The organism is Terrabacter sp. P5_B1 (assembly GCF_056400505.1).
Genome location: NZ_JBFULD010000107.1, coordinates 1 through 11,707 on the forward strand (window position 1 = coordinate 1; position 11,707 = coordinate 11,707).

Genomic DNA, 11,707 nt, shown 5'->3' on the forward strand with positions numbered 1-11,707 from the left:
TCGACGCGGAGGGCGTGCTCCTGCTCGCGGTCTGCGCGGTGCTCGCGGTCGTGGCCGTCGTGGCGCGCGGCCGCCTCCCCTTCGTGGCGGCGATCGGGATCGCGCTCGTCAACGTCGTCGCCCTCCTGGTCCGGGCATGAGCGACACCTGCACGACCGCCTCCGCTTAGGCTGGGTCGGTGAGCCACCTAGCGGCCGTCCGCGGCGTCCTGCCCGAGCACAGCTACGCGCAGGCCGACGTGACGGCGGCCTTCGCCGACGTGCTCGGCTCCGTCGGACCCGACCGGGCCCTGCTCGAGCGGTTCCACGCCAACTCGGGGGTGAGCCAGCGACATCTCGCGCTTCCGCTCGAGCGCTACTGGGAGCTCGACGGTTTCGGTGAGGCCAACGACGAGTTCATCCGCGTCGCCACCGAGCTCGGCTCGCACGCCGTCACCAAGGTGCTCGCGGCCGCCGGTCTCACTCCGCGGGACGTCGATCTCATCATGTCGACGACGATCACCGGTCTCGCCGTCCCGTCGATCGAGGCCCGGGTCGCGGCCGAGATCGGGCTGCGCGACGACGTCAAGCGTGTCCCGCTCGTCGGGCTCGGTTGCGTCGCGGGGGCGGCGGGCGTCGCGCGGGTCCACGACTACCTCCTCGGGCACCCCGACGACGTCGCCGTCCTGCTGTCGGTCGAGCTGTGCAGCCTCACGGTCCAGCGTGACGACCGGTCGGTGGCCAACCTCGTCGCAAGCGGCCTCTTCGGCGACGGCGCGGCCGCCGTCGTCATGGTCGGCGCGAACCGGGCCGCGGCCCTGGCGGCCGGCCACCCGCGCATCGTCGCCACGCGCAGCCGCCTCTACCCCGAGACCGAGCGGGCCATGGGCTGGGACGTCGGCGCCACGGGACTGCGCATCGTCCTCGGCGCCGAGGTGCCCGACCTCGTGCGTGCGAACGTGCGCGACGACGTCGACCGCTTCCTCGCCGACCAGGGGCTGACGCGAGCCGACATCGGCTGGTGGGTCGCCCACCCCGGCGGCCCGAAGGTGCTCGACGCGATGCAGGAGGCGCTCGAGGTCGACCGCGAGGCGCTCGGCGTCACGTGGCGCTCCCTCGACCGGATCGGCAACCTCAGCTCGGCCTCGGTGCTGCACGTCCTCGCCGACACCCTCGCCGACCACACGCCCGAGCCCGGGTCGTGGGGCGTCCTCATGGCGATGGGCCCCGGCTTCTGCCTCGAGCTCGTCCTGCTCCGCGCGGCGGACTGAGGCGCCGATGCTGTCGCAGTGGCTCTTCACCGGTCTCGTCGTGCTCGTCGGGCTCGAGCGTCTGGCCGAGCTGGTCGTGTCGAAAGGCCATGCAGCGTGGGCGTTCTCGCACGGCGGGGTCGAGCGCGGCCAGTCGCACTACCCCGTCATGGTGGGGCTCCACACCGGCCTGCTCGTCGGCGCGGTGGCAGAGGTCTGGGTCGCCGACCGGCCCTTCGTGCCGGCGCTCGGCTGGGTCATGCTCGCGCTCGTCATCGCGAGCCAGGCCCTGCGGTGGTGGTGCATCACCACCCTCGGCAACCAGTGGAACACCCGCGTCATCGTCGTCCCCGGCCTCCCGCTGGTGCGCCGCGGCCCCTACGGCGTCATCCCGCACCCCAACTACGTCGCCGTCGTGGTCGAGGGCTTCGCCCTGCCGCTCGTGCACACCGCCTGGGTGACGGCCCTGGTCTTCACCGTCGCCAACGCGGCCCTGCTCACCGTGCGCATCCGGTGCGAGAACGCCGCCCTGCGCGAGATCGCCTCTCCCGCAGACACGCCCAGCGGAGCCGCTGCGTGAGTGCCGACAGGAGCGCCGACGTCATCGTCATCGGTGGAGGTCCCGTCGGGCTCGCCGCCGCGCTGTATGCCGTCCGCTCGGGACTCGCTCCCACCGTCCTCGAGCCCCGGGCCGGCACCATCGACAAGGCCTGCGGGGAGGGGCTCATGCCCGGCGGCCTCCAGGCGCTCACCGACCTCGGGGTCGAGCCGTCCGGACGCGACGTGCGGGGGATCCGCTATATCGCCAGAGGGCGGTTCGCCGAGGCCGACTTCACGGTCGGGCCCGGCCGGGGCGTCCGGCGCACGGTCCTGCACGACGCCCTGCGCCACGCCGTGGCCGCCGCGGGCGTCGAGGTGCTTCCAKTCGGGGCGGCCGAGGTGACGCAGGACGAGACCCGGGTGACCGTGCACACGAGCAGCCCTGGGGGCGCCGGGCCGACCCTGACGGCCCCTTGGGTCATAGCCGCCGACGGGCTGCACTCACCGACGCGTCGGTCGGTCGGCCTCGAGCGCGACCACTCCGCCGGACGCAGGGCCGAGACGCAGCCGCTGCGCCGCTACGGACTGCGCCAGCACTACGGCATACGTCCCTGGGGAGACCACGTCGAGGTCTACTGGGGCCCCCAGGGTGAGGCCTACGTGACGCCGGTGGCTGATGACCTCGTCGGTGTCGCCGTGCTCAGCACGCAACGGAACCCGTTGACGGACAGCCTTGCCCAGTTCCCTGGCCTGCGCGAGCGACTGGATGGAGCGCCCGTCGTCACGTCGGTCCGCGGCGCCGGACCACTCCGGCAGCGCACGACGCGCCGCGTCGCCGGACGGGTCCTGCTCGCCGGCGACGCGAGCGGCTACGTCGACGCCCTCACCGGTGAGGGCATCTCGCTCGGCCTGGCCCACGCCCGGGCCGCCGTCGCGGCGATCGTCGCGGACGACCCGGCGTCCTACGAGCGGTCGTGGCGAGCGGCCACGCGGCGCTACTCGCTCCTGACGCACGCCCTCGTCCAGGCGACGCGCCCGACGTGGGCCCGGCGACTGCTCGTGCCCGCGGCGGGCACCATCCCGAGCGTCTTCCGCGGCGCCGTCAACGAGCTCGCGAGGCCGGGTCGATGACGGGGACCGGGCCGGAGGAGCTCGTCGTCCTCGTCTCTGCCGACGGCCACGCCACCGGTACCGCGCCCAAGGCGACGGTCCACCACGCCGACACGCCGCTCCACCTCGCCTTCTCCGTCTACCTCTTCGACGACCGCGGCTCGCTGCTCGTGACCCGGCGCGCCCGGTCCAAGGCCACCTTCCCGGGCGTCTGGACCAACTCGGCGTGCGGGCACCCGGCGCCGGGTGAGCCCGTCGAGGACGCCGTGCTCCGCCGGGCCCGGGACGAGCTGGGTCTCGGGGTGCGCGACCTGCGCCTCGTGCTGCCGCGCTTCTCCTACCGGGCCGAGATGGACGGCACCGTCGAGTGGGAGCTGTGCCCCGTGCTCACCGGGCGGGTCGCCGGGGTGGCGCCGGAGCCCGGCCCCGACCCGACCGAGGTCGAGGACGTCCGATGGGTGGAGTGGGAGGCGTTCGCCGCGGACGTCCTCTCCGGCGGACGCACGGTGTCGACCTGGTGCCGCGAGCAGGTGGCCGAGCTGGACGGCCTCGGGCCCGACCCGTCCGTCTGGCCGACGGCCGACCCGGCGGATCTCCCGCCCGCCATGACGTCGCGTTCGACGAAGGGCACCGCGGTGGCTCGCCCCCGTGCTGGGTAGGTGAAGGGGGTGACCACGACCTCCGCTCCCCGCCCGGCGCCGCCCCGCATGCCGACCCCGCCCGCACGGGTGGCCGGGGTCGCGCTCGCTGTGGGACTCGGCCTCGTCGCCCTGATGACCGGGCGCAAGCCGCTCCACGCGGCAGGGCGGACGTGGGGTTCCGAGCTGCGCATCGACGTGCCCGAGCCCGACCTCGGGGTCCCGCTGCTCCGGGACCGGGGCGTCCACCCGTGCACCGCCCGGGTGTCGCGAGCGGTCGGCACGCCCGACGGGTGGTGGGACATCGGCGGTCTGGCCCTGCGCCTGCCGGGAGCCGGGGCACGGGGCCGCCCCGCGGACCTGCTCTTCGCGACGACGGGCACCGGACACGTCGGCCGGCACCTCCTCAGGCCGGTGCGACGGGCGGCCGGTCGTCCGCTGACGACGCTGCTGCCGACGAGGGCGGGGGGCCATTCGGTCGCTCTGCTCCTGCGTCCGGTCGACGACCAGCCGGAGCCCCTGGAGTTCGAGCTGGCCATCGCCGTCGATCGCGGGGCCTGGGACGTCGTGGGCCTGCTCCAGCTGCGGCAGGAGCGGTTCGACTCAACGATGCGCTTCGACCCGATCGTCGACGAGCTCGAGGGGACCACCGCGCCGGCCTGGGTCGTGGCCGTGCGGGAGCCCGCCTACCGCTGGTCGCGGCGGCTCAGCCGCCGGTCGCGTCGCCCGCTCCCGCAGGAGCCGGCCTGACGAACTCGCAGCGGCGATCGGCTCGGACCGGCGGCTCAGAAGAGATCGTCGGCGAGGGCATGGAGAGTCCTGCCGTCGCAGCCGGCCGCGAGGGCCTCGTACGTCGCACCTCGCGCCGCCACACGGGCGTCAGGGGTCAGTGCAGCGATGACCGAGCCGACGGCGCGCGCCTCGACGCACTGGGAGGGCAGAGCCAGCTGCTCGAGGGAGGCTGTGACCACCGCGGTCTCGAGCTGGCTCTCGCAGGCGGCGTCGAGGTCGCGCTCGAGGTCCCACAGCCGGATGAGCTCGTCGACCTCGGGGTAGCGCTCCAGGCCACCCCTGACCACCTCGAGGGCGGTGGCGTCGTCGACCTCGGTGAGGGCGCAGGCGAGGCGGGCGACGCGGAAGGCGAAGATCCGGGCGTGCCCCGGCTCGGCACCCGCGATCCGTGCGGCGAGCCCGGGCGCCACCGCCTCGAGCTGGTTCAGCTCCACGGGCACTCCTCATTCGTGACTGGTCGGCACTGCAGTAGCAGCCCGCTGTGGCCATACCCGTTGCCTCTCGCGGCCACCCGGTGCCCGGGCGCGTCGCGCTCACCTCACGAGACGGCCAGACGCTTCTGGAGGAAGCCGACGGTGCTCGACCAGGCGAGGGTCGAGGAGCTCGGGTCGTGCCAGTGCATGTCGTCGTTGTCGAATGCGTGGTCGGCGCCGGCATACGTCTCGAAGGTGGTCGCCGGCTGCTGGGTCACGGCGGCCTCGATCCGCCGCACCGTCTCGGTGTCGATGAAGGAGTCGGCCAGCCCGAAGTGGTGCAGGCTCGGGGCGGTCACCGTCAGGACCTCGTGCAGGTCCGGGAGAGCCGAGCCGTAGTAGCTGACGAGCGCGTCGAGCGGCGCGGTCGCCCCGGCGTCCCCCGACTCGAGGTGGGCCGCGACGGCGTAGCCGAGGCCTCCGCCGAAGCAGAAGCCGACGGCGCCGACCCCGGCCGTGACCTCGTCGCGGTCACGCAGCCACTCCACCGTCGCGGCGGCGTCGCGGACGGCCGCGTCCCAGTCGAGGCGCTGCACGAGCGCGACGCCCTGCTGGAGCGCGTCGTCGCCCTCGACGGGCGAGACGACCCCGAGGCGCCAGAAGATCTCCGGCGCCACGACGACGTAACCCATCTCGGCGAGCTGGGCGCCGCGCCGCTGGATGTAGTCGCTGACACCGAAGATCTCCTGCAGCACGACGATGCCCGGTCCGTGGCCGGTCGGGGGGAGCCAGAGGTGCGCGGGCATCTCGCCGGCGTCGGTCGTGATCGTCACGTGTTCGGTCATGTCGTCAGTATGTCGGTGGGCCAGCGGTCGCCCGCCGGACGGTCCTTCGTCAGTCGTCCGAGCCGGGGTGCAGCCGGGCGCCGAGGGCGTAGGCGGCGACGACGAGGGCCGACGCAGCCAGGACGATGTCCTTGAGGACGTACTGGCCCATCAGGGTCGGGCCGTGCGGGAAGAGCTCGGCGGTGAAGAGCGCGAGCGGCGACATGATGCCGATGAGGGCGCCGCCGAGCACGACGATCCCGACGCGCAGGAACGTGCCGGTGACGAGCGTCAGGCCGATGAAGGTCTCGGTGACGGCTGTCAGCAGCACGGCCGCGTGACCTGAGACGAGCCCGAAGGTGAGCCGGTCGATGGTCGCCGAGGCGATGGCCTCGGCCGGGCTGAGACCCGGCACGAACTTGATGACGCCGAAGCCGAGGAAGACCAGCCCCAGACAGATCCGCAGGACCTGCAGGCTGTAGGCGACGAGGAACGCCTGGAGGCGGTCGACGGCGGCCGTGGCGGTCCGGGTCGCGACCTCGCGCAGGCCGGTCGTGGACGGGTGGTCGATGACGAGCTGGGACATGGCGGTTGCTCCTTGAGGTAGGACGGTCGACACCTCAGAAGGAGCCGGGGCTCCGGAAATACGCCTCGTCCTCGGGTTGAGCCCATCTACCTGGACCAAACCCGTTCCTACGCGGGCAAATCCGCGTCACCAGTTGATGAGCAACCGCTCCTGCTTGTCGCGGAAGGTCCCCACGAGGATGACGATCAGGTCGATGAGGGACCAGATGCCCAGGCCGCCGAAGGTGACGAGCTGCAGGACGCCGGTGCCGACCTTGCCGACGTAGAAGCGGTGGACGCCGAAGACCCCGACGAAGAAGCAGAGCAGGGCCGCCGCGAGCCTGGACCGGTCGCTCACCGGTCGGCCCTCGGCGTCCATGGTCACCGGCACGAACGCCGCAGCCAGCGATGGCGCGGCCTGCACGGGCTGGAGGGTCGGGAGGGCTTGGGCCGCCGGGAGCTGCGGGCCCACCTGCTCGGTCCACGAGTCGCCGTCCCAGTAGCGCGACTGCGGCTTGCCCTCGGGGTCCGGATACCAGCCGGCCGGGATCTCGCGGGGCGGCGGCTGGGTGGGCGTGGTCGGCTCTTCGGGCTGCTGGGTCATGGTGGCCTCCGAGGGGGTGGGCGGTCGACAGCCGGACCGGGTCTCATCCAGCATGGACGACGGGGATGGCGACGGCAGCCCTTTCGGGACGGCGGCGCCCTGTACTTTTCTCCACCCCGGATCGGTCACAAACGTCATGGTCCGAGCCGCCTCCCGACCCCTACCGTGGACTGCGTGACCCCCGACCGCAGGCGCCTCGAGCGTCGCCTCGCACCCCGCCACACGGCATACGTCGTCGTGGGTGGGGTCGTCGCGGCACTGGCCGCCCCGTTCGTGTGGGCCCTCGCCGGGCTCGCGACGGGACTGGCCGTCCTCGTGGTCGGGGTGCCGGTCGTCGGACTGCTCCTCGTCGTGTCCGAGGGGCTGAGCCGCTGGCACCGGGCGCGGGCAGGCGCGCTCCTGGGCGTCTCCGTCGCCGCGCCGGCCGGCCCGGTTGCACCGGGCTGGCGTGGCTGGCTGGCGCGCCTGGGTCGGGCGACGACGTGGCGTCAGCTGGCGTACCACGCGCTCGTCGCGCCGGTCCTGCTCTCGGCCTCGGCCGCCCTCCTCGCGTTCTGCTGGGGAGGCGGCCTCGTGCTCGTGACCGCGCCGCTGTGGTCGCGGATCAGCCCGGAGACGGCGGCCCTCCCTGTCGGGGTGCTCCAAGGTGTCGGCCGCATCTGGGCGCAGACGGCAGTCGGGTTCGGCTGTCTCGTCATCGCCCCACGGCTGGCCCGTGGGGCCGCCGCGCTCGACCTCGTGATCCTGCGCCCGATGCTCGGCGAGACCCGGGGAGAGCAGCTCTCGCCGCGGGTCACCGCCCTCGAGCAGACCCGCGCGGGCGTCATCGACGCCGCCGACGCCGAGCGCCGCCGCATCGAGCGGGACCTCCACGACGGCGCCCAGCAGCGACTCACCTCCCTCGCGCTCAACCTCGGGATGGCCCGGTCCGCCCTGGCCACCGACGCCCCGCCGGCGACGCGCCGGGCCATCGAGGACGCCCACGACGAGGCCAAGCAGGCGCTCGCGGAGCTGCGCGGGTTCGTCCGCGGACTGCACCCCGCCGTCCTCGACGAGCGCGGGCTGGATGCCGCCCTGTCGGGCATCGTCGCCCGCTCGCCGGTGCCGACGAGCCTGCACGTGCTGCTCGCCCAGCGACCTCCGCGCACCCTCGAGGCCGTCGCCTACTTCGTCGTGTCGGAGGCCCTGACCAACATCGCCCGGCACTCGGGAGCCACGTCCGCGACGGTCCGGGTCACCGCGGACGCTCGAAGCCTCGTCGTCGAGGTGGGCGACAACGGGCGGGGCGGCGCCGCGACCGGTACGGGTTCCGGCCTCACCGGTTTGGCAAACCGGGTGGCCTCCGTCGACGGCACCCTCACCGTGACCAGCCCCGTCGGCGGTCCCACCCTGCTGAGGGCGGAGATGCCGTGCGGGTCGTGATCGCCGAGGACTCGATCCTGCTGCGCGACGGCCTGATCCGTCTCCTTGCCGCCAAGGGCATCGAGGTCGTCGAGGCCGTCGGCGACGCCGAGGCCGCCCTCGTCGCCGTCGAGCGGCACCAGCCCGACCTCGCGCTGCTCGACGTGCGGATGCCGCCGACCCACACCGACGAGGGCCTCCGGGCCGCGCTCATGATCCGCGCGCAGTGGCCGGGCGTGGCGCTGCTCATCCTCAGCCAGTACGTCGAGGAGCGGTATGCCGCCGACCTCCTCGCCAGCACGACCTCCGCCGTCGGCTACCTCCTCRAGGACCGTGTCGCCGACGTCGACGACTTCGTCGACTCGCTGCGCCGGGTCGCCGACGGCGGCACTGCGCTCGACCCCGAGGTCGTCGCGCAGCTGCTGCTCCGGCGGGACAAGAGTCCGCTCCACCGGCTCACCGACCGCGAGCGCGAGACGCTCGCGCTCATGGCCGAGGGCCGCTCCAACACCGGCATCGCCCGCGCGCTGCACATCAGCGAGAGCGCCGTGGCGAAGCACGTCACGGCCATCTTCACCAAGCTCGACATGCCGACGACCGCGGGCGACCACCGCCGGGTCCTGGCCGTCCTGCACTACCTCTCGGATTAGGGGACGACATGACCATGCACGAACCCGTCCACCCGCCCGCAGCGGTCCCGGACGACCGTGTCCACGGCGACTCGCTGCCCGGCGCGGAACCCTACGGCGACTCCTGGCTCCGCCCGACGCTGGGGCCCCGGCAACCCGAGGGGCTTGCCGACACACCGGCGGCGGCGTCCGCTCCAACCGCTCCGTCCGCAACGTCCGCTCCGGCAGCCGCGTCGTCGCGACCGTGGTGGCTCGTCGCCGGCCTCGGTGCCACCTTGGTGCTCGCCGGCATCGCCGGCGTCACGACCTGGGGCGCCGCGACCGGGGGGCTCTGGCGCAGCGCCGACCAGCAGCAGACCTWCGCCCAGCCGGTCGGCGCGCTGACGATCCGGGGTGGGGCGAGCGACGTGCAGGTCCGTGGCGGCGGGACGGCCGGCACGGTCCAGGTCAGCCGGCACCTGTCGTGGGGTCCGGGTTCGGGCGAGCCGACCCCGCGCGAGTCCTGGAGCGGGTCGACCCTCGCGGTCGACGCGAGCTGCACCGGCCCGTTCGGCGGGTGCTCGGTCGACTACGTCATCACCGTCCCAGACGCGACCGACGTCAGCGTCGTCACCGGGTCCGGCGACATCGCCGTCGGGGGCTCCTTGGGCGGCGTCGCGCTCAAGGCCGGCTCCGGTGACATCAGGACGACCAACCTCGCGGCCGACCAGGTCACGGCCGAGGACGGCAGCGGCGACGTCGATCTCGAGCTCGCGACGGCGCCCCCCACGGTCGGGGTCAGGACGGGCTCCGGGGACGTGTCGGTCCGACTGCCGCCGAACACCCACTACGCCGTCGACTCCGCGACGGGGTCCGGTGACACCAAGGTCCGCGTCACCGACGACCCGGCCAGCACCTCGCGGCTGCGGATCAGGAGCGGTTCGGGCGACGTCACGGTCGACGACCGCTGACGGTGCGGCCCTGGTTCGGTCGACGACGGACGCTCAAGAGCCGTATGCCGCCGAGGGGGAGGGTTCCGGCGGCATACGGCCCTTGAGGGTGCCGGCTCAGGTGGGGTTGCCGGCGGGGGTGTCCTCGTCGAAGGCACTGTGCTTGTCGTCGGGCACGGCAGAGGCGGCCGGGGTGGGAGGTGCCGCCTTGTCGTGTTGCTCGACGAGCTTGTCGATGCCCTTGTCGACCGAGGCACGAACCTTGGTCACGGTGTCGGCGTGCTTGCCGCCCGTCTTCTCGTCGATCTTGGCCTCGGCCTTGTCGAGCGCTCCCTCGACCTTGCCCCGGTTCTGCTGGGCATAGCCGGCGGCGACCGACATGACGGCCTTGGCCATCTCGACGACCGCGTCGCCGAAGTCCTTGGCCTTCTCCTGCAGGTGGACCTCGTCCGCCTTGTGCTTCAGCTGCTCACCGAATGACACGGTGTCTCCTCGTCTCGCACTGGCCCGACCCACGTCGGGCTCACTGCTTCCACAGTCATACCCTCGGTCCGCCAACCGCAACCGGGATCGACCCCCAATTGGACCCCGACCGACCCTGAATCCGAGCGCGAATCGGCGGGATGCCCGAGATGTCCGGGAGCAGATGAACTGCGGTACCACTGTGACGGAAAGAGGCTGGGAGTGCACGGGAAATGCCTGTCGCCCAACCGAACTGGGGTGATCGTCACGAAGCGGCTCGAAGGGCGGGTGGGCTCGCGACGGGCAGCTCCGCCCCGGCGGAGTTGATGCGGTCCCCGGACCCGGATCGGCCTCACCAGCTCCGCCCCGGCGGAGTTGACGCGGTCCCCGGACCCGGATCGGCCTCACCAGCTCCGCCCCGGCTACCGGCCGCGGGCGGCTGACCACATCCAGGCCAGGACCGACCGGTGCCGCGACCATCCCGGGTCGCCCACGGACGGTGCCTGTGGGTCGCCGTCGACCGCGGCGCCGTCCGGCGTGCCGTCGCCGGCCCGGGGTGTGGCAAGCGACCGCGTCACGGCGTCCGCGACGCTGAGCCGTCCGCCGGGCGGCTCGCCGATCACGTCGGCGGCGTCGCGGTCGCCCACCATGTCGTGCCCGAGACTCGGGATGAGCGACTGCACCGTGCCGCTCGGCACGTCGACGAGGGCGCCGGCCACGCGCGCGACCGTCTCGACGGGAGCCAGCCACACGGGGACCTGCACGCGCAGCAGCCGGGCGCGGGCGGCATACGTCCTCAGCAGCTCGACGTAGCTGAGCCGGTCGGGGCCGACGACGTCGAGGTGTCCCGTGACGTCGGGCCGCTCGAGCGCCTCGGCGAGGAACCACACGGCGTCCGCGACCGCGACCGGCTGGATGACCGAACCGCCCATCCACGCCGGGACGGTCTGCACGACGCCGAGACGGTGCGACATCTGGCGCATCACCTCGAAGCTCGTCGACCCGGCCCCGACGACCATCGAGGCGCGCAGCGTCAGCACCGAGCAGTCCGCCGTCGCGAGGATCTCCTCGACCTCGAGCCGCGAGAGCAGGTGGTCCGACAGCTCGTCCTCGGGCAGGTCGGGCACGATCCCCGAGAAGTAGACGAGCCGCGAGGCGCCCACGACGCCGGCGGCATACGCGACGTTGTCGGCCGCCTGGCGGTCCAGCCGCATGAAGTCCGGGTCGTCGAGCCCGTGCACGAGGTAGCAGACCGCGTCGACCCCGCGCAGCGCCGCGACGACGCGCACCTCGTCCTGCACGTCGACGCGCCGCCACTCGACGTCACCGGACCAGGGGTATGCCGTCGACGGGCGCCGGTGGTGCGTGGCCACGACGTCGTGGCCGCGTCGCAGGAGCTCCGGAACGAGCCGCGACCCGACGTAGCCGCTCGCGCCGACGACGGCGACCCTCATCGGCGTCTGCGCTCGCGGCGGTCGCGCCGGAAGGAGCCGATGAGGTCGGTCGCGGAGCGGACGAGGTCGAGCGGGCCCTCGTCGTCCGCCTCGGCGTCGGGGACCGGCCCGGACACGGC

The 11,707-nt window shown here is 73.5% G+C and carries 14 protein-coding genes; 8 read left to right on the forward strand and 6 right to left on the reverse strand.

Going from position 1 to position 11,707, the window contains the following annotated elements:
* The first annotated feature begins 178 nt into the window (after positions 1–178).
* The 5 genes from AC1DP0_RS09785 to AC1DP0_RS09805 are packed head-to-tail and all read left to right on the forward strand — an operon-like array spanning position 179 to position 4,266.
* Positions 179–1,249: a type III polyketide synthase gene (locus AC1DP0_RS09785; RefSeq protein WP_478084120.1), complete on the forward strand. Its 1,071-nt coding sequence runs from the start codon at positions 179–181 to the stop codon at positions 1,247–1,249.
* Between the two features lie 7 nt (positions 1,250–1,256).
* Positions 1,257–1,808, forward strand: coding sequence for an isoprenylcysteine carboxyl methyltransferase family protein (locus tag AC1DP0_RS09790; RefSeq protein ID WP_478084121.1), 552 nt, complete (start codon positions 1,257–1,259; stop codon positions 1,806–1,808).
* Positions 1,805–2,899: an NAD(P)/FAD-dependent oxidoreductase gene (locus AC1DP0_RS09795; RefSeq protein ID WP_478084122.1), complete on the forward strand. Its 1,095-nt coding sequence runs from the start codon at positions 1,805–1,807 to the stop codon at positions 2,897–2,899. Before AC1DP0_RS09790 ends, AC1DP0_RS09795 begins: the two co-directional genes overlap by 4 nt.
* Entirely contained in the window at positions 2,896–3,537 is a 642-nt protein-coding gene (gene idi / locus AC1DP0_RS09800) for an isopentenyl-diphosphate Delta-isomerase (RefSeq protein ID WP_478084124.1), read from the forward strand. The genes AC1DP0_RS09795 and idi overlap by 4 nt, the downstream gene beginning before the upstream one ends.
* A gap of 9 nt (positions 3,538–3,546) precedes the next feature.
* The gene (locus AC1DP0_RS09805; RefSeq protein ID WP_478084125.1) at positions 3,547–4,266 is read left to right on the forward strand and encodes a phosphodiesterase; all 720 of its coding nucleotides are present in this window, start codon (positions 3,547–3,549) and stop codon (positions 4,264–4,266) included.
* A gap of 35 nt (positions 4,267–4,301) precedes the next feature.
* On the opposite strand, the gene AC1DP0_RS09810 is transcribed toward AC1DP0_RS09805, so the two are convergent.
* From AC1DP0_RS09810 to AC1DP0_RS09825, 4 genes are all read right to left on the reverse strand, one after another.
* Positions 4,302–4,742 carry a hypothetical protein gene (locus tag AC1DP0_RS09810; protein WP_478084127.1) on the reverse strand — a complete coding sequence of 147 codons (441 nt, stop codon included), beginning with the start codon at positions 4,740–4,742 and terminating at the stop codon, positions 4,302–4,304.
* Positions 4,743–4,846: 104 nt separating this feature from the next.
* Entirely contained in the window at positions 4,847–5,566 is a 720-nt protein-coding gene (locus tag AC1DP0_RS09815) for a dienelactone hydrolase family protein (RefSeq protein ID WP_478084128.1), read from the reverse strand.
* A 49-nt stretch (positions 5,567–5,615) separates the two neighbouring features.
* Positions 5,616–6,131, reverse strand: coding sequence for a DoxX family membrane protein (locus AC1DP0_RS09820; RefSeq protein ID WP_478084130.1), 516 nt, complete (start codon positions 6,129–6,131; stop codon positions 5,616–5,618).
* 126 nt (positions 6,132–6,257) lie between these two features.
* Positions 6,258–6,713, reverse strand: coding sequence for an NINE protein (locus AC1DP0_RS09825; RefSeq protein WP_478084132.1), 456 nt, complete (start codon positions 6,711–6,713; stop codon positions 6,258–6,260).
* Between the two features lie 174 nt (positions 6,714–6,887).
* Between AC1DP0_RS09825 and AC1DP0_RS09830 the strand changes: the two genes are divergently transcribed.
* Genes AC1DP0_RS09830 through AC1DP0_RS09840 form a run of 3 tightly spaced genes read left to right on the forward strand, consistent with a single transcriptional unit; the run spans position 6,888 to position 9,693 of the window.
* Positions 6,888–8,135 (forward strand): sensor histidine kinase, encoded by a 1,248-nt coding sequence (locus tag AC1DP0_RS09830; RefSeq protein ID WP_478084134.1) that lies wholly within the window; start codon positions 6,888–6,890, stop codon positions 8,133–8,135.
* On the forward strand, positions 8,123–8,764 hold the full coding sequence (locus AC1DP0_RS09835; RefSeq protein WP_478084136.1) for a response regulator: 642 nt from the start codon (positions 8,123–8,125) through the stop codon (positions 8,762–8,764). Before AC1DP0_RS09830 ends, AC1DP0_RS09835 begins: the two co-directional genes overlap by 13 nt.
* An 8-nt stretch (positions 8,765–8,772) precedes the next feature.
* Complete coding sequence (locus AC1DP0_RS09840; protein ID WP_478084138.1) at positions 8,773–9,693, forward strand: DUF4097 family beta strand repeat-containing protein; 921 nt, start codon at positions 8,773–8,775, stop codon at positions 9,691–9,693.
* Positions 9,694–9,789: 96 nt separating this feature from the next.
* Here the strand turns inward: AC1DP0_RS09840 and AC1DP0_RS09845 are convergent, their stop codons facing one another.
* Positions 9,790–10,155 carry an antitoxin gene (locus AC1DP0_RS09845; RefSeq protein WP_478084140.1) on the reverse strand — a complete coding sequence of 122 codons (366 nt, stop codon included), beginning with the start codon at positions 10,153–10,155 and terminating at the stop codon, positions 9,790–9,792.
* A 401-nt stretch (positions 10,156–10,556) separates the two neighbouring features.
* Positions 10,557–11,588: an NAD(P)H-binding protein gene (locus AC1DP0_RS09850; RefSeq protein WP_478084142.1), complete on the reverse strand. Its 1,032-nt coding sequence runs from the start codon at positions 11,586–11,588 to the stop codon at positions 10,557–10,559.
* Between the last annotated feature and the right edge of the window lie 119 nt (positions 11,589–11,707).

Excerpts from the sequence above, each read along its gene's own strand:
- AC1DP0_RS09790 (WP_478084121.1), top strand. The coding sequence starts at position 1,257 with ATGCTGTCGCAGTGGCTCTTCACCGGTCTCGTCGTGCTCGTCGGGCTC.
- idi (WP_478084124.1), top strand. The coding sequence starts at position 2,896 with ATGACGGGGACCGGGCCGGAGGAGCTCGTCGTCCTCGTCTCTGCCGAC.
- AC1DP0_RS09815 (WP_478084128.1), bottom strand. The coding sequence starts at position 5,566 with ATGACCGAACACGTGACGATCACGACCGACGCCGGCGAGATGCCCGCG.
- AC1DP0_RS09820 (WP_478084130.1), bottom strand. The coding sequence starts at position 6,131 with ATGTCCCAGCTCGTCATCGACCACCCGTCCACGACCGGCCTGCGCGAG.
- AC1DP0_RS09825 (WP_478084132.1), bottom strand. The coding sequence starts at position 6,713 with ATGACCCAGCAGCCCGAAGAGCCGACCACGCCCACCCAGCCGCCGCCC.
- AC1DP0_RS09850 (WP_478084142.1), bottom strand. The coding sequence starts at position 11,588 with ATGAGGGTCGCCGTCGTCGGCGCGAGCGGCTACGTCGGGTCGCGGCTC.